Source organism: Rhizobium herbae, from assembly GCF_017873135.1.
Lineage (GTDB): Bacteria > Pseudomonadota > Alphaproteobacteria > Rhizobiales > Rhizobiaceae > Pararhizobium > Pararhizobium herbae.
Genome location: NZ_JAGGJV010000007.1, coordinates 254,810 through 270,911 on the forward strand (window position 1 = coordinate 254,810; position 16,102 = coordinate 270,911).

General features: G+C 61.6%; 12 protein-coding genes. 9 read left to right on the forward strand and 3 right to left on the reverse strand.

What is annotated here, in order from left to right:
• The first annotated feature begins 116 nt into the window (after positions 1 to 116).
• A complete protein-coding gene (locus J2Z75_RS20035) occupies positions 117 to 1,697 on the forward strand; it encodes an ABC transporter permease (RefSeq protein ID WP_234937474.1) in 1,581 nt (526 codons plus the stop codon).
• Positions 1,698 to 1,847: 150 nt separating this feature from the next.
• Here J2Z75_RS20035 and J2Z75_RS20040 read toward each other — a convergent pair whose 3' ends face one another.
• Positions 1,848 to 2,111 carry a hypothetical protein gene (locus J2Z75_RS20040; protein WP_209854652.1) on the reverse strand — a complete coding sequence of 88 codons (264 nt, stop codon included), beginning with the start codon at positions 2,109 to 2,111 and terminating at the stop codon, positions 1,848 to 1,850.
• A 126-nt stretch (positions 2,112 to 2,237) separates the two neighbouring features.
• On the opposite strand from J2Z75_RS20040, the gene J2Z75_RS20045 reads away from it, so the two are divergent.
• The 5 genes from J2Z75_RS20045 (at position 2,238) to J2Z75_RS20065 (ending at position 7,619) form a co-directional block, all read left to right on the forward strand.
• Positions 2,238 to 2,921 carry a TetR/AcrR family transcriptional regulator gene (locus J2Z75_RS20045; RefSeq protein ID WP_209854536.1) on the forward strand — a complete coding sequence of 228 codons (684 nt, stop codon included), beginning with the start codon at positions 2,238 to 2,240 and terminating at the stop codon, positions 2,919 to 2,921.
• A gap of 162 nt (positions 2,922 to 3,083) precedes the next feature.
• On the forward strand, positions 3,084 to 3,905 hold the full coding sequence (locus J2Z75_RS20050) for an N-formylglutamate amidohydrolase (RefSeq protein ID WP_209854537.1): 822 nt from the start codon (positions 3,084 to 3,086) through the stop codon (positions 3,903 to 3,905).
• Positions 3,902 to 5,800: a flavohemoglobin expression-modulating QEGLA motif protein gene (locus J2Z75_RS20055; protein ID WP_209854538.1), complete on the forward strand. Its 1,899-nt coding sequence runs from the start codon at positions 3,902 to 3,904 to the stop codon at positions 5,798 to 5,800. The genes J2Z75_RS20050 and J2Z75_RS20055 overlap by 4 nt, the downstream gene beginning before the upstream one ends.
• A gap of 8 nt (positions 5,801 to 5,808) precedes the next feature.
• Positions 5,809 to 6,855: a glutathione synthetase gene (locus J2Z75_RS20060; RefSeq protein ID WP_209854539.1), complete on the forward strand. Its 1,047-nt coding sequence runs from the start codon at positions 5,809 to 5,811 to the stop codon at positions 6,853 to 6,855.
• Between the two features lie 116 nt (positions 6,856 to 6,971).
• On the forward strand, positions 6,972 to 7,619 hold the full coding sequence (locus J2Z75_RS20065; protein WP_234937475.1) for a polyamine aminopropyltransferase: 648 nt from the start codon (positions 6,972 to 6,974) through the stop codon (positions 7,617 to 7,619).
• Positions 7,620 to 7,628: 9 nt separating this feature from the next.
• Here the strand turns inward: J2Z75_RS20065 and J2Z75_RS20070 are convergent, their stop codons facing one another.
• A complete protein-coding gene (locus J2Z75_RS20070) occupies positions 7,629 to 7,997 on the reverse strand; it encodes a hypothetical protein (protein ID WP_209854541.1) in 369 nt (122 codons plus the stop codon).
• Between the two features lie 325 nt (positions 7,998 to 8,322).
• Between J2Z75_RS20070 and J2Z75_RS20075 the strand changes: the two genes are divergently transcribed.
• The gene (locus tag J2Z75_RS20075) at positions 8,323 to 8,556 is read left to right on the forward strand and encodes a DUF2934 domain-containing protein (RefSeq protein ID WP_209854542.1); all 234 of its coding nucleotides are present in this window, start codon (positions 8,323 to 8,325) and stop codon (positions 8,554 to 8,556) included.
• A 259-nt stretch (positions 8,557 to 8,815) separates the two neighbouring features.
• Positions 8,816 to 10,294 (forward strand): glycogen synthase GlgA, encoded by a 1,479-nt coding sequence (gene glgA, locus J2Z75_RS20080; protein ID WP_209854543.1) that lies wholly within the window; start codon positions 8,816 to 8,818, stop codon positions 10,292 to 10,294.
• Between the two features lie 54 nt (positions 10,295 to 10,348).
• Here the strand turns inward: glgA and glgX are convergent, their stop codons facing one another.
• Positions 10,349 to 12,448, reverse strand: a complete 2,100-nt coding sequence (gene glgX, locus J2Z75_RS20085; protein WP_209854544.1) for a glycogen debranching protein GlgX — start codon at positions 12,446 to 12,448, stop codon at positions 10,349 to 10,351.
• Positions 12,449 to 12,687: 239 nt separating this feature from the next.
• On the opposite strand from glgX, the gene J2Z75_RS20090 reads away from it, so the two are divergent.
• The gene (locus J2Z75_RS20090; protein ID WP_234937458.1) at positions 12,688 to 15,927 is read left to right on the forward strand and encodes a PAS domain S-box protein; all 3,240 of its coding nucleotides are present in this window, start codon (positions 12,688 to 12,690) and stop codon (positions 15,925 to 15,927) included.
• Positions 15,928 to 16,102 lie beyond the last annotated feature (175 nt).

Genomic DNA, 16,102 nt, shown 5'->3' on the forward strand with positions numbered 1-16,102 from the left:
CTTCCCGCCGCCGACGAGATGGATTTCCTCCGATGACCAGCGCCGCGCAAGGCAGCTACCGGCGCTCCGCCGGGTCCAGATGGCTGATCGGCGCCGGTGCTATCGCGTTTCTGGTCATGCTGCCGATCCTGGCGCTCGTGATGCAGGCGGTTCAGGGGTCCGCGGGACTATGGTCGCATCTGGTATCGACCATCCTGCCTGTCGCCCTGCTGGATACGCTGATCCTTCTTTCTGGTGTGGGCTTGATCACCGCCGTTCTCGGCACGACGACGGCCTGGCTGGTCACGGCCTATGCCTTTCCGGGTCGCCGGGTGCTCGAATGGGCCTTGCTGCTGCCCCTGGCGGTGCCGACTTACATCATCGCCTATGCCTATCTCGACATCCTGCATCCGGTCGGGCCGGTGCAAGGCGCCATCCGCTGGCTGCTTGGCTACTCCAGCCCAAGGGAATTCCGCCTGCCGGACGTGCGCTCGATGACGGGCTGCATCCTGCTTCTCGGTTTCGTGCTTTACCCCTATGTCTATATCCCGACGCGGGCAATGTTCCTGACCCAGTCGGCCAGTTTGGTCGAAGCCGCAAGAACGCTCGGCATTTCGAGGCGTGCGGTGTTCTGGCATGTCGCCTTGCCGCTGGCGAGGCCCGCGGTCGCCGTCGGCGTCAGCCTCGCGCTGATGGAAACCCTCAACGATATCGGCGCCTCCGAGTTTCTCGGTGTGCGGACACTGACCGTCTCCATCTATACCACCTGGATTACCCGGTCGGATCTGCCTGGCGCATCCCAGATCGCCCTGTCGTTGCTGCTGGTGGTGGTGACGCTGGTCGCCTTTGAGAAATGGGCGAGAGGTAAACAGCGCTATTCGACCGGCGCGCAGCGCAACCGCGCCTTTGAACCGCGACAGGTGTCAGCGGGCTTGGGCCTAGTGTTGTTCATAACGGTGCTTCTGCCGATTGTCGTCGGCTTTGCGGCGCCTGCAACCTATCTCGCCGTCGAAGCGTGGAAGCGTTTGGAGTTCGCCGGGCTTTCTGCACGCTTCCTCGGTGAGGCGTTCAACACGATCGTCCTTGCGACATTCGCCACGATCTTGACCGTTCTCGCCGGCTTGCTGGTCAGCTATGCCAGCCGCCTGCGCCCCGGGACCACATCTTCCTGGCTTCAGCGTCTTTCGACACTTGGTTATGCCGCCCCCGGCACGGTCATTGCGATCGGCGTGCTCATCGTATCGGCGACAGCCGACCGCTTCATCGACCGGACGGCGCATGCCTGGTTTGGCGTCTCAACGGGCTTGCTGTTCATCGGTTCCGGCGCCGCATTGCTCTACGCCTATACCGTCAGGTTTCTCGCTATCTCCGCCGGCGGGATCGATGCGGGACTGGCGCGCATTCCGATTTCCTTCGATCATGCGTCCCGCGTCCTGGGGCAATCGGCGGCGGGCACGTTTCGTTATGTGCATCTGCCGCTGTCGAAAGCGGCGATAACGGCCGCCGGGCTGCTGGTCTTCGTGGATTGCGTCAAGGAGCTTCCGGCAACCTTGCTGCTGCGGCCGCTCAACGTCGAGACATTTGCGACCCGCCTCTATGGCGAAGCCGCCAGGGGCACCTATGAGGAGGCTTCAATCGCGGCCCTCTCCATCGTCGCCATCGGCATCCTTCCCGTCATCATGCTCTCCCGGATGGGGCGAAACGGGCTGAGACCATAGCGCCGGATGGTTTTCGGTCGAACGATTTGATATTTGAACCCGTCCCAACATCAAAAGCCTGAGGCCAAAAACAAAAACCCAGCCGGTGGAGGCATCCGGCTGGGTTTCTCGCGCATTCTTGTTGGGGATGCGCCGGGAGAACTGGTCTTGTTACGCGCTCAGGCGCAGGCAGTCGGAGCGCGCGGCGAGGGGATGGACCATTGACAGCAGGCGGCGCTTCGGTGCCGCGAGCAGGTTGGCCGTATGATTTTTGGCACTCACTGTTCCCGGCTGCATCTGGCGAAGCGCGCTGGCGGCCGAGTAGAGAAGCGTTTTCATTTCATTGGTCGTGACGCCATCCGCACGCATGACGGCACGGATCATCGGGTCTGTCAGAACCTCAGTGATAGTCAGATCGCTGTTTGCCTGGTGCATTGGGGTATTCCTCGGGTTCATCGTCTTTTCCGGCGGGCGATCCCGGCCGGTGTCTTAAACTTGACATCGTTTTCTTGCGGTGTTACCAGTAGGTAACATTCGAATAGTTACCGACCGGTCACACCTATGTCAAGAAGCCTTGTCAATAAAAATTCGAAATCCGTATCGGGCCTGAAACCGGCAGATATAAGGCTGGAAAAAGGTGACTGTGTGCAGGCGCGCCAGGCGCCGCGCGATCGTATCGTTTCAATGGCTTGCGAGCTGTTTCGGCAACATGGAATTCGCGGCATCGGCGTCGATGCCATCGCGGAAGCGGCCGAGACCAACAAGATGACGCTCTACCGTCATTTCGGCTCGAAAGACGATCTGGTTTGCGAGACGCTGCGGTTTACTTCCGAAAAAGCCGCGGCCTTCTGGGAGCATCTGGAAGCTTCTCATCCGAACGATCCGATGGCCCAGCTTCAGGGCTGGGTTCAAGCCAGGGCACAGTGTCTTGCCGACGATAAATATGGTTGCGACCTTGCCAACGCGGCCGTCGAACTCAAGGAACAGGGCCATCCGGCCCATGTGGTGATCGAAAACTTCAAATTGGCCCAGCGCCGCCGCCTCGAAAAGCTCTGTCGCGATGCGGGGGTCAGCGAACCGGAACTTTTGTCCGACACGCTTTCGATGCTGATGGAGGGCGCCCAGGTGAGCAAGCTCGCCACTGGCAGCGAAGGCCCGTCGATGCGGTTCATGCGGGCCTGCGAGGCGGCAATCGCCTCCTTCCGCCAGCCGGCAAGCAGCACACTCGAAACTGCCGCGCCATAAGGTCGAAATCCCGGCCTGTCGTTCCAGTTCTCATAGGCTGATCTTCAGTGCGATCGAGCCTTTCGACGGAACAAAAACCATCTCCTCGTCATTTACTCGTTGAACCAGACAAATGCTGTGCGGCCGAACTCTCCTGCGCCGCCTGTCAACGAGAAGGACGGCATGTCCCCTTTCCAGGATGTCATCGTAGATTCGGATTCTGAAGATTGGTGGTCGGCGCATCGAGGCGCATCGCCGGTCGTCGGCTCGGCCATTCACAACGGACATCATATCCGCGGCGACCTGCAAGAACTGATCGGCCTTGATGGCGACCAACGCCTGCGCGAAGAAGATCCCTTCACCGAATTCTTCATTCGTGACCTGCCCAACCGCATCATCTTTCACCGATCCCGTTTCGAGATCGACCTCAACCGCGCCCGCGGTGGCGCGATTTATCTCAAGCCCGAGCAGGCCTGGGGACTGAAGGTCTGGAGGGACCAACTGCCGGCGGATTCCGTCGCCGCGTCGCTGCGCGTGCACGATGCCTACTACGCCATGCTGGAATCCTATCTGCGCGGGCTCGAACAGCAATACGGCACCTTCGTTCTCCTTGACATCCACAGCTACAACCACCGTCGCGACGGGCCTGACGCTCCGGAAATGGCCTTCGAAAAGGCGCCGCAGATCAATATTGGCACCTCCTCCATGGACCGCCAACGCTGGGCACCGGTGCTCGACCCCTTCATCGAGCAACTGGGAAGCTTCGAATTTCGCGGCCGACGCGTGGATGTGCGCGAAAACATCGCCTTCCAGGGCAAGGGCGAACAGACGCGCTTCGTCCACGAGCGGTTTCCACAGACGGGTTGCGCCATCGCCATCGAGTTCAAGAAATTCTTCATGGACGAGTGGACCGGCGAACCGGATATGGAAGCGCTCCAGGCGATGCGGGAAATGATCCGCCTGTCGCTGCCGGTTCTTGTTGAAGCCTTGCAGGCGCGGTCATGACCAGCACGCGCCGCAAAGACAGTAACGCGACGGGCGCCCGTCCGGAATGGCTGGAGGAAATCCTCGACTGCATCCGCACGGAAAAATCGGTGCGCAAGGATTTCAACGACGACAGCCGCCTTCATATCGACCGGCCGCTACCGTTCCTTTGCGTGCATGTCAGGCACGGCAGGGAAAATCTCGCGGCACGGGACATTGCCGCCGCCCATGCCTCCTATCTCATCGCCAACGATATCGACGAGGCCCTGCCGATCATCGCGGCGGTCGGCAACGCCCTTCGGACACGGTTCGGCGCCTTCATGCTGCTGGATATCGACGAACTCGAACATGACACGCTGATCACCGATGATGCGCCCTATCTGCCGCCCTTCGCAATCAGGATTGCCGCAACCGGGGAGTCAGCCGCCAAAGAGGCGGCAGCAGCATTGGCCGAGGGCGTCGATATCCACGAGGTCAAGTTCCGCACCCCGCATGTCGAGCCGTTCGAACTGAAGACGGATCGCCAGGCGGCGGCGCTGGCCGGGCAGACCGGATTTCCGCTTGTCGCAATCCGGTTTGCGCCGATCTACCGGCAACCGGAATCGGGAAACATCTATCCCGACCTGCGCGAGCGGCTGGTCGCCAATGTCTTTGACGCGGGACTGAAGGCTTTCGCGGCCTTTGTCGGCGCAACGCAAAGCCTGAAGCTGACGACGCATCGCGCGCTTGGCCGCAAGGCCTTCGTCGATGCCGTCAGCCGCGCCGACCGAAGCATCGACGACGTTGCATCGACTTTCGATTTCCTGCTTGCGGTGACGCCGATCAATGCCGATGCGGCCTGGCAGGAGTTCAAGGCGGACCAGTTCAAGCGCGCGCCACAGTTTCTCTATCGGCCGCTTTCGGTGCAGGTGGAGGTGGAAAAACGGAAACTCTTCTCGGTCGCCTTCGACCATTTCGAGGATCCGGTCCTCTACCATCTTTACCGCGAGAAGCAGCAGGAACTCGACCTGCAGCTGTCGCTGATCTCGGCGCGCGAGACCGGACGTTTCGTCGAGTACAGCCGCGCGCTTTACGGGCCGGTCGAACCGTCGCTCTACCGTGCGGCCACGGATATTCTTGTGAAAACGGCAATGCTTGCCAGCGATGGCGATGACCGCGAGTACGATCCGAAGACCGCGGATTGCCACGAGGTTGAAACGGCGGCGCGCGCGATGATCGCCGACTACCAGCGGCAGTATCAGGGCTTTGCCGCCGAGGTCGAATTGCGCGACGACCTGCCGTCGGGCATGCTGGTTTCTGGCGAACGTTTGCTCATCTCGCGCCACACCCTGATGCCCAGAAGCCGCGTCCACGCGCTTTTGAGCCATGAGATTGGCGTGCACCTGCTCACCTATTTCAACGGTTCCGCCCAAGGGCTTCGGCTTTTTCGCTCCGGTCTCGCCGGCTACGAAGGCATGCAGGAAGGCCTTGCCGTGTTTTCCGAATACATGGCTGGCGGCATGACGGCCGGCCGGTTGCGCCTGATCGCCGCCCGGGTCGTCGCCTGTTCGGCGATGCTGGACGGCAGGCCGTTTGAAGAGACCTACACCATGCTCACGAGCGAACACGGGTTCGGGCCGGTTGCAGCCTTCAATCTGACCATGAGACTGTATCGCGGTGGTGGTCTTGCCAAGGACGCCATCTATCTGCGCGGCCTGCTGGAATTGCTCAGCCATCTCGGATCCGGCGGTGCGCTCGATCCGTTCTGGATGGGCAAGATCTCCGCGTCGCATTTCCGGGTGATGCAGGAACTGAGCCTGCGCGGCCTGCTCAAGGCGCCCGTTATCCGCCCATCCTTCCTGTCACATCCGCAAGCACAGGCCCGCCTCGACAAGGCGCGGGCAGGACTGAACCCACTCGATATGATCATCGGTTAGGAGCCACCATGCGCGTCGCATTCTTCGTCAATTCAATCGAGAGCGAGGAACCCAATTTCAGCACGACGGCGCTGGCGATGGCAGCGCTCGCTCGCGGACATGACGTCTGCTATATCGCGCCCGGCGATTTCGTGCTGCGTCCGGATGACAGCCTGATGGTCCGGGCGACCACCGTGCCTGCCGGAAAGTACAAGAATGCCCAGGCGTTCCACGATGCTTTCCAGGGCAAGGATGCTACGATCCAGACCATCGACGTTCGCGAAGTCGACGTCATCTTCCTGCGCAACGACCCTTCGCTCGATTCCGACGACCGCCCCTGGGCCGCCCATATCGGCGCCATGTTCGGGCGGCTTGCCGGCGACCGGGGCGCCATCGTCGTCAACGATCCCTCGGGACTGGCGCTCGCGCAGAACAAGCTCTATTTCCAAGGCTTTCCGGAAGCGGTGCGGCCAACGACACTGATCTCCAGAAGCATCGAGGAAATCCGCGCCTTCATCGCCGACAACCGCAAGGGCGTCATCATCAAGCCGCTGCAAGGCTCCGGCGGCAAGAACGTCTTCAAGATCGCCACACCCGACGACGCCAACCTCAACCAGATCTTCGAGGCCGTCAGCGGCGAGGGCTACCTGATCGCCCAGGGCTACCTGCCGGAGGCCAAGGCCGGCGACATCCGCTTCTTCCTGATGAACGGCAAGCCGCTGGTGCGCGACGGCGTCTATGCCGCCTTCCGGCGCGTTCCCGCCAAGGGCGAGGTTCGTTCCAACATGCATGCCGCCGGTACGGCGGAAGCGGTCAAGATCACCGACGATATTCTGGCGGTCGCCGAAATGGTTCGGCCGAAGTTGATCGAGGACGGCATGTTCCTCGTCGGCCTCGACATCGTCGGCGACAAGATCCTCGAGATCAACGTCTTCACCCCCGGCGGGCTCCCCGAAATCGCCGCCATGCACAAGATCGATTTCTCTGAAGATATCATCGAGGCGCTGGAGAAGAAGACCGCCATCCGCAACGCCTATGCCGGCTCCATGTCGAACCGGGCGTTGGCGACGCTTTAGAGCGTTTCATCTTCAAACGCTCTAGGCTGTTTTCGCGGCCCATTTGTGCTATCGCGTGCGCCTTCAGACGATTGGAAGCGACCGTGATCCCCTGGACCCTGATTGACACAGCGACAATGCCTGATGGCGGCGGGGAACTGCGCCTGAAGCAGCGCGGCAGCGAGTTCTCCATCATGCTCGGCGCGATCGAACTGATGAACAGCCGACTGAGCGGCTCGGAAGAAGCGCTCGCCCGGCTTTCCTACGAGAGAATCCGCAGCCATGCCCGGCCGCATATGCTGATCGGCGGGCTCGGCATGGGCTTCACATTGCGGGCGGCTCTGGCGGCTCTTCCCGGGGATGCGCGCATAACGGTGGGTGAACTCGTACCCGCCGTCGTCGCCTGGGCGCGCGGACCCATGGCCGGGGTGTTTGCCGGCTGCCTCGATGACGAGCGCGTTGCCATCCGCGAAGGCGATGTCGGCCGTTTGATCCGGTCGGCCTCAGGCGATTACGACGCGATCCTTCTCGATGTCGACAATGGGCCGGAGGGACTGACACGCAGGGCGAATGATGATCTCTACAGCGTCACCGGTCTTCGCGCCGCCCGCAAGGCGCTGCGTCCGAACGGGGTTCTCTCCGTCTGGTCGTCCGCCCCGGATGCGGGTTTTACGCGCCGGCTGCGCGACGCCGGGTTTGCTGTCGAGGAACTGACAGTGCGCGCCAGCACCAAGGGCCGCGGAGCACGTCACGTCATCTGGATGGCCACCAGGAACGGGCAATAGGGGTTGGGGCTACAGGCCTTCGCGCTCCAGCAGGATGCGGACCTCGTCGAACCGGCGCTTGTTTTCAGCGTTCTTCTCGTCCGCCGAATAGCAGGTGCTTGCGACACAAAAGCGCGTTACGCCGAACGGCGCCTTGGCGCTTTCGAACTGGCACTCTATCGTATCGACCATATCCTTCTTCTCGACGCCGTCACGGGTGGAATATGTCATCCGGGCGCCCGGCGGCTTGAGTTCGGGGAAGGACTGGACGACGCCGGTGTGCAGGGTGCCAGTCATCAGCAGATGTTTTGCCACCTTCACGCACAGGTCCTCGACCTTCATCGACTGCGCGGCGGCCGGGGTCGCGACCAGCGCTAGGGCGAGGATGATTTTTCTCATGGCAGACTCCCAAAAATGCCGGCCCCACAGCCAGCCCAAAGGACATAACGGCACCGGTCGTTTTTGGTTCCATAGAAGGCGGCGCAAAACGGCCTGCTGTGGTTGCGATTGTCTTCGCCTGCAATTCAATTGAGCGTAGGATCAGGTGCGAATCGTTTTTGATGCGTCTTTTTCGCAGACTTGGGAGCGCATAGTTCTTCGTAGAATTCCCGGTTTCTGCGGTCCGCAAACTCCACGCAAACAAACTCTGCGTGCGGACCTTTTCACGCGGAACCAGGCACTCTCGTCGCAGTTATCTTTGGCCACGTTGCAAAGGGAGAAGCAGATGACGGATATCAGCGAAGACGACATCAGGATACGGGCCTACGCCCTCTGGGAGGCGGACGGATGCCCGGAAGGCAGCCACGAGGCGCACTGGCAGCAGGCCTTGCGGGAATTGACGGAGGAAGCGGAAGCCGCTGCCGCTCCGCAGAAGGCCGCCAAGACCTCGAAGCTTTCGGTGGTCAAGAACGACGCGGTGATTGAACCGGTCGCCAAGAAACGCAGCAAGATCGCCTGATTTTTCAGACCCTCGACGTGCCGTCGGCACGGCACGTCGGCGGGGACGGTACCGCCCCTCTTTCCCCGGGTTTTCTGACCGTAGCGCGGGGCAGAAATCTTTTGTCGTTCGTGGCGGCTTATTGCACCGCAAAATTTTTTGTCTCCGACGCGCTTTTCTGCGGACATCGACTTCACTTTGCAACATCATGGCATTCGACGGCGCGCTTCGGGCAAACTGTGCGGCGCCGCTAACCGTTGGTACAAGGAATGTGATCTGCGTGAAGATACTTTCGGTGGCGTCGGAAATTTTTCCATTGATCAAGACCGGCGGCCTCGCCGATGTGACGGGCTCGTTGCCGAAGGCCCTTGAAGGCTACAATTGCTACACACGCACGCTCGTTCCGGGATATCCGCAGCTGTTTGCAAAACTGCCCGGTGCCCGGCAGCTTCATTTTTTCCCCGACCTTTTCGGCGCCCCGGCCTCGCTGCTGGAAGCCCGGTATGAGCAGCTTGATCTGCTGATCCTCGATGCCCCCGCCCTCTACAATCGACCTGGCGGCCCGTATCTCGATGAGATGGGGCGCGATCATGCCGACAACTGGAAACGTTTCGCCGTGTTGTCCTATGTGGCATCGGCCATCGCGGGCGGATTGATTGCCGACTGGTCGCCCGATGTTGTTCACACCCATGACTGGCAGACGGCGCTGACCTCCGTCTACATGCAGTATTCCAGCAACGCGAAACAGGTTCCGAGCGTCCTGACGATCCACAATCTGGCGTTCCAGGGGCAGTTTCCGACCTCCGTCGTCAGCCAGATCGGTTTGCCGCCGGAAGCGGTATCGCTCGATTGCCTCGAATATTACGGCGATATCAGTTACCTGAAGGGTGGTATCCGCACCGCCGGCGCCATCACCACCGTCAGCCCCACCTATGCGCGCGAAGTGATCGCGCCGGAGCTTGGCATGGGCATGGCGGGTGCGCTCAGCTCGCGGCCGCGGGCACTGACGGGCATCGTCAACGGCATCGACATGGATATCTGGAATCCGGCCACGGACGCCTATCTGCCGGTCAACTACGACCACAAGCGGATCCGGCTGAGAGGACAGAACCGCGCCAAGCTGCTGGAAAACTTCCGCCTGGACGATGGGCCGGGACCGGTCTTTGCCGCCGTGACGCGGCTGACCTGGCAGAAGGGCGGCGACATGCTGGCCGAAGTGGCGGAGGAAATTTCCGCGCTCGGCGGCCGGCTGATCGTGCTCGGCAAGGGTGAGAAGCATATCGAGACGGCGCTGCTGGCCGCGGCCGGCCGCCATCCCAGCCGTATCGGCGTCAGGATCGGCTATGACGAGGCGACCGCCCATCTCATCCACGGCGGCTGCGACGTCATCATCCAGCCGTCACGTTTCGAGCCCTGCGGCCTCACGCAGCTCTATGCGCTGCGTTATGGTGCCGTACCGGTGGTGTCGCGCACCGGCGGTCTGTCGGAAACGATCATCGATGCCAATGACGCGGCTATTTCGGCGCGGGTGGCAACCGGCTTCCAGTTCCACCCGGCAACGGCCGAGAACCTGCGCTTCTCGATCCACCGCGCCTTTGCCGCCTATCGCGAGCCGAAGAAATGGGCGCGGTTGCAGAACCAGGGCATGAAGGCCAATTTTTCCTGGGAACGAAGCGCCGAACAATATGCAGCGCTCTACGCCCAGCTCATTCCCGACCGCCGGGTATTGCAGACTGCTCCTGCAAAGGCGGCGGAGTAACCGGCGCCGGCAAGGGAACGCTGTTTCCGGTTCACTCCGTTGGTCTCTTCGCAATCATTCCGGCCGAAACAGGGCAAGGCTGCGGCCCGGCATCTGAAAGACACCGGGCTCGTCCGCGCCCCTGTCTACATCTTCCATTGCCGCTTCCATTGCCGCTGTCGTCAGCACACAGGCCCATGAGCCAGACGGCGATGCCGGCAGGGTGAAGGCAACCGGTCCTTCATGCGGATTGAAAAGGATCAGCGCTTCGGACCAGATGCCATCGGTGTGCTGGAGATCCTCCCGGGCAAGATGAACGCCGATCGTCGTGCCGCCTTCGTCCTGCCAATGCTCTCGCGTCTGCTCCCCGCCGCCGGCATTGAACCAGGTCACGGTCATGCCGTCGCGCCAGCTGTCGCGGCGCAGAAGCGGCTGCCCGGCGCGCAGGGTCGTCAGCTGCCGGACGAAATTGCGAAGCTCTTCGGCGCTGTCGGGCAGGTTCTCCCAATGCACCCAGCTGATTTCGTTGTCCTGGCAATAGCCGTTGTTGTTGCCGAGCTGGCTTCGGCCGAATTCATCGCCGGCAAGCAGCATCGGTGTGCCGTGCGAAAGCAGCAGGGTGGCGAGGAAATTGCGCTTCTGCTGGTCGCGGACCGCGTTGATGCCAGCGTCGTCGGTCGCGCCTTCGACGCCGTAATTGTCGCTGCGGTTGTCGTTGTGTCCGTCCTTGCTGTCCTCGCCGTTCGCCTCGTTGTGCTTGTCGTTGTAGGAAACGAGGTCGTTGAGCGTGAATCCGTCATGGGCGGTGATGAAGTTGACGCTTGCCCAGGGACGCCGGCCGCGGAGATCGTAGATGTCGCCGGAGCCGAGCAGACGCGTGGCAAAGTCCGGAGCGGTGCCGTCCGTGTCCTTCCAGTAGTCGCGCACCGTGTCGCGATACTTGTCGTTCCATTCTGCCCAGCCCGGCGGAAAGCCGCCGACCTGATAACCGCCGGGGCCGATGTCCCAGGGCTCGCCGACCAGCTTGACCCTGGAGAGTACCGGATCCTGCGTCACCGCATCGAAGAAGCCGCCGCGCTGGTCGAAGCCCTCGGGCTCGCGGCCAAGGATGGTGCCGAGGTCGAAGCGGAAACCGTCGACATGCATCTCTTCGACCCAGTAGCGCAGAGAATCCGTCACCATCTGCAGCACCCGCGGATGCGAGGTGTTGACGGTATTTCCGGTGCCGGTATCGTTGATGTAATAGCGGTGGTCGTCCGGCAGCGTGCGGTAATAGGAGAAATTGTCGATCCCCTTCAGCGACAATGTCGGCCCGAGTTCGTTGCCTTCGGCCGTATGGTTGTAGACGACGTCGAGAATGACCTCGATGCCGCCGTCATGCAGCGCCCGCACCATGTCGCGCAAACCATCCATGCCACGCGGACCGTAGTATCGTGACGCCGGGGCGAAAAAGCCCAGGCTGTTGTAGCCCCAGAAATTGCGCAGCCCCTTGTCGATCAGGTGGCTGTCATCCGGGAAGAAATGGATCGGCAGAAGCTCCACCGACGTGATCCCGATGCTTTTCAGATAATCGACGATCGCCTTGTCTCCGAGACCTTCGAAGGTCCCGCGCACATTTTCCGGGATGGCCGGATGCAGTTGGGTGAAGCCCTTGACGTGGGTTTCGTAAAATATGGTCCTGGACCAGGGTATCGCAGGACCACGGTCGGCCTTCCAGTCATAGGCGCTGGAATCGATGACGCGGCATTTCGGCATGACGGACGCGCTGTCGCTGTCGTTGAAGGAAAGATCCTTGTCCGCGCTCTCAAGGTCATAACCGAAATGCGCCTTCGACCAGGAAACATTGCCGACGAGTTCGCGGGCATAGGGATCGATCAGCAGTTTGTTGGCATTGAAACGGTGCCCGCCCGGGGGATCGAAGGGGCCGTGAACCCGGTAGCCGTAGAGAGAGCCTGCCTTCAGGCCGGGAATATATCCGTGCCAGATTTCGTTGGTATATTCCGGTAGCTCGATGCGCGCTGTCTCGATCGATCCGGTGTCATCGAACAGGCAGAGCTCGACACGTTCGGCATGGGCTGAAAACAGCGCGAAATTCACACCGTCCGTGTCCGGAACCGCGCCCAGTTTCTGCCATCCGCCGGATTCCACCCTGAACTGGTTCACCCTGGCATCCATTCCCGAAAATCCCCTCGCAGCAAATCCTGAGCAAGAGAATTGTGCGACGCATCATTTTGTTCCATGCGAAGCCGCTTGAATGACAAATATTTTCAGGCACTGATCGTCGCATGCTTCGTTTGCCGAAAAATGGCGAAAACTTGTCGGAGCGCAATTGATGCGCGGGCAAAGCGCTCTATCTTGCTGTTGCCGGCGATTGGTTTCGTGGCTTGAGGCTCACTCTTTCATTTCAGGTTTTCATGCAAGCGCCTGCATCCGACATGCGATACCCGTTCCTCGCCGAGGGCGGCGAGATCGCGTCGCTGATCCTCAAGTTTGACTGGGCGAAAACCTCGATCGGACCACTGTCTCGCTGGCCCGGAAGCCTCAAATCCATCGTTGCCGTCATCCTGCGCGCCAAGGTGCCCATGGTCCTTTTATGGGGCACTGACGGTGTCATGATCTATAACGACGGATACGCCGCGTTTGCCGGCCAGCGCCATCCCGTTTCGCTCGGCTCGAATGTCGGGGAACACTGGCCCGAAGTTGCCGAGTTCAACGCAAATGTGCTGAAGGTCGTCCTGGGCGGCGGAACGCTCGGCTACAGGGACCAGCATCTTGTCATCGAGCGCAACGGCCTGCCGGAAGATGTCTGGCTCAATCTCGACTACAGCCCGGTGCCGGACGACGACGGCGTACCGGCAGGGGTGCTGGCGATCATCAAGGATACCACCCAGCGCGTCCGTACCGAACAGCGCCTGCGCATCGCCCAGGAAGCCGGCGGCATCGGCACGTTCGAATGGTATCCGGAAACGGGTATGCTGGACGTGTCGGACGAGTATCGCCGGATCTGGGGCCTTGCCCCCGACGTGGTGGTGACGGACCGGCTTCTGATCGACCTGCTGCATCCGGATGACCGCGCCAAGAGCGGGCCTGCCAAGCTCGGTCAGAGCAATCCGCTCGACTATGTCGAATACCGCCGGATCGATGCCCGAACCGGTGAGGTCCGCTGGATCGCGCGGCGTGGCGAGGTGGTCTCCAGCCCGGAAAGCGGTAGGCGGCGCTTCATCGGCATTGCTTTCGATATTACCGACCGCAAATGCGCGGAGGCTGCGGTCCGCGAAAGCGAGGCGCGCTGGCGCGGGCTGTTCGAACAGATGCAGGAAGGTTTCTTTGTCGGCGAAGTCATTCGCGACGAAAACGGCCAGATCAACGATTTTCGTTTTATCGAACTCAATCCTGCCTTCGAAAAACATTCCGGTCTCACCACCGAGAGCGCCATGGGACGCAGTGTCCGCGAGGTCATCCCGGGGATTGAGGATACTGTCCTCGACACCTATGCGCAGGTGGTCGACACGGGCGTCCCGCAGATCTTCGAGATTCAGGTGGCGGCCCTTGCCGATCGCTGGTTCGAGGTCCGGGCCCGCAAGGCGGGACCGGACAGGTTCGCCGCGCTCTTCGTCGATATTTCCAGCCGCAAGCTTGCGGAAAAGGCGGTGGCCGCGAGCGAGGCGCGGTTCCGCAATCTGGCGCAGTCGATGCCCAATCACGTCTGGACTGCCTTGCCGGATGGCCGGCTGGACTGGTTCAACGACGGCGTCTACCGTTACAGCGGTGCTTCTCTAGGCGCGCTCGATGGCGACGGCTGGGGTAGCATCGTTCATCCGGACGACCTTCAGAATGCCGCCGAAGCATGGGCGGCGGCGCGTCATGCCGGGCAGCAATATGAAGCCGAGTTCCGGCTACGCCGGCACGACGGTGCCTATCGCTGGCATATCGCCCGCGCCGTATCGCTGCGCGACACCTCCGGCAAGATCGAGAAATGGATCGGCACCAACACTGATATCCAGGAACAAAAGATCGCCGAGGCAGCGCTTGCGGATCTGGCCGCGACGCTGGAACAGCGCGTCGAGACACGCACCTCGGAACTGCTGCAAACCCAGGATGCCTTGCGCCAGAGCCAGAAAATGGAATCGATCGGCAACCTGACCGGCGGCGTGGCGCACGATTTCAACAATCTGCTGCAGGTCGTCAGCGGCAATCTTCAACTGCTCCTCAACGACGTGGCAGGCAACGACCGCGCCGAACAGCGCATCCAGAATGCCATGGCCGGCGTGGCGCGCGGATCGAAACTCGCGTCGCAACTGCTGTCCTTCGGACGCCGTCAGCCGCTTGCGCCGAAAGTGGTCAATATCGGCCGGCTGGTGCGCAATCTGGATGATATTCTCCGCCGGTCCATCGGCGAGGCGATCGAGATCGAGACGATCGTCGCCGGCGGCCTGTGGAACACCCATATCGATCCGGGCAATGTCGAGAACGCCATCCTCAACCTCGCCATCAACGCCCGCGACGCGATGGGCGGCAGCGGCAAGCTGACGATCGAGGCCGGCAACGCCTTTCTCGATGCCGATTATGCCGAGGCCTATAGCGACGTTCCGCCCGGACAGTACGTCCTGCTCGCCGTCACGGATACCGGCGCGGGCATGGCGCCGGAAACGCTGGAAAAGGTCTTCGAGCCGTTCTTCACCACCAAGCCCGAGGGCAGGGGCACGGGGCTCGGCCTGTCGATGGTCTACGGCTTCGTCAAGCAGTCCGGCGGTCATATCAAGATCTACAGCGAGCTTGGCCATGGCACGACGATCAAACTCTATCTGCCACGATCGACGCAGTCCGAAGACGCGATCGTCGAGAGGGATGCCGGTCCCATCACTGGCGGCAGCGAAACCATCCTGGTGGTGGAGGACGACGAAGCCGTGCGTGACACCGTCGTCGCCATCCTCACCGATCTCGGCTACCGGGTCCTGAAAGCCAGGGATGCGCAGAGCGCGCTGACGGTCATCGAAAGCGGTGCCTCGATCGATCTGCTGTTTACCGACGTCGTCATGCCCGGCACGCTGAAAAGCCCGGAGCTGGCGCGCAAGGCCCAGGAACGGCTGCCGCATCTGGGCGTGCTGTTCACCTCCGGATATACCGAGAACTCCATCGTCCATTCCGGCCGGCTCGACGAAGGCGTGGAGTTGCTGAGCAAACCCTATACGCGCGAAGCACTCGCCCGCCGGATCCGCCATGTTCTGGCAATGGCGCCGCCGCGCCCGCCGGTTGCGGAGGTGACTGTGGAAGCGGTTGACGGCGGGATACTGCCCGCCGGTAAACAGACGATCCTCGTCTGCGAGGACGACTGGCTGATCCGCGCGAGTACGGTCGACATGCTCGAAGACCAGGGCCATACCGTACTCGAAGCGGCCGACGCCAAGACCGCGCTTTCGATCCTCTCCGAACGGGCCGTCGATGTCCTCGTCACGGATGTCGGTCTTCCCGACATGTCGGGCGTGATGCTGGCGGAGCGGGCGAAGGCCCTGGTGCCCGGCTTGCCGGTGATCTTTGCCACCGGCCACAGCGATGTCGAAGGGGTGATCCCGGGACCGAATGTCCAGCTGGTCGTCAAGCCCTTTTCCGGCGAGACGCTGGCAGCTGCCATTGCTCTGGTGACAAGAGGCTGACGATCAGGCGTCGACGTCCCGAAACTGAAAATCAGGCGAAACGATCCAAAACGGCACGCCGCGAATTTCGTCGTGCCGAGGCAGGTGACAAAGTGCACCGGCAGTGGTCTAACTCTCTAAATTGCATGAAAGTGCATGCGGGGCGACGTGGATTGAGGGGTTCGGCGCGTGAAAA

Excerpts from the sequence above, each read along its gene's own strand:
- J2Z75_RS20050 (WP_209854537.1), top strand. The coding sequence starts at position 3,084 with ATGTCCCCTTTCCAGGATGTCATCGTAGATTCGGATTCTGAAGATTGG.
- J2Z75_RS20090 (WP_234937458.1), top strand. The coding sequence starts at position 12,688 with ATGCAAGCGCCTGCATCCGACATGCGATACCCGTTCCTCGCCGAGGGC.
- glgX (WP_209854544.1), bottom strand. The coding sequence starts at position 12,448 with ATGGATGCCAGGGTGAACCAGTTCAGGGTGGAATCCGGCGGATGGCAG.
- J2Z75_RS20035 (WP_234937474.1), top strand. The coding sequence starts at position 117 with ATGCTGCCGATCCTGGCGCTCGTGATGCAGGCGGTTCAGGGGTCCGCG.
- J2Z75_RS20060 (WP_209854539.1), top strand. The coding sequence starts at position 5,809 with ATGCGCGTCGCATTCTTCGTCAATTCAATCGAGAGCGAGGAACCCAAT.
- J2Z75_RS20040 (WP_209854652.1), bottom strand. The coding sequence starts at position 2,111 with ATGCACCAGGCAAACAGCGATCTGACTATCACTGAGGTTCTGACAGAC.
- J2Z75_RS20055 (WP_209854538.1), top strand. The coding sequence starts at position 3,902 with ATGACCAGCACGCGCCGCAAAGACAGTAACGCGACGGGCGCCCGTCCG.
- J2Z75_RS20070 (WP_209854541.1), bottom strand. The coding sequence starts at position 7,997 with ATGAGAAAAATCATCCTCGCCCTAGCGCTGGTCGCGACCCCGGCCGCC.
- J2Z75_RS20075 (WP_209854542.1), top strand. The coding sequence starts at position 8,323 with ATGACGGATATCAGCGAAGACGACATCAGGATACGGGCCTACGCCCTC.
- J2Z75_RS20065 (WP_234937475.1), top strand. The coding sequence starts at position 6,972 with ATGCCTGATGGCGGCGGGGAACTGCGCCTGAAGCAGCGCGGCAGCGAG.
- J2Z75_RS20045 (WP_209854536.1), top strand. The coding sequence starts at position 2,238 with ATGTCAAGAAGCCTTGTCAATAAAAATTCGAAATCCGTATCGGGCCTG.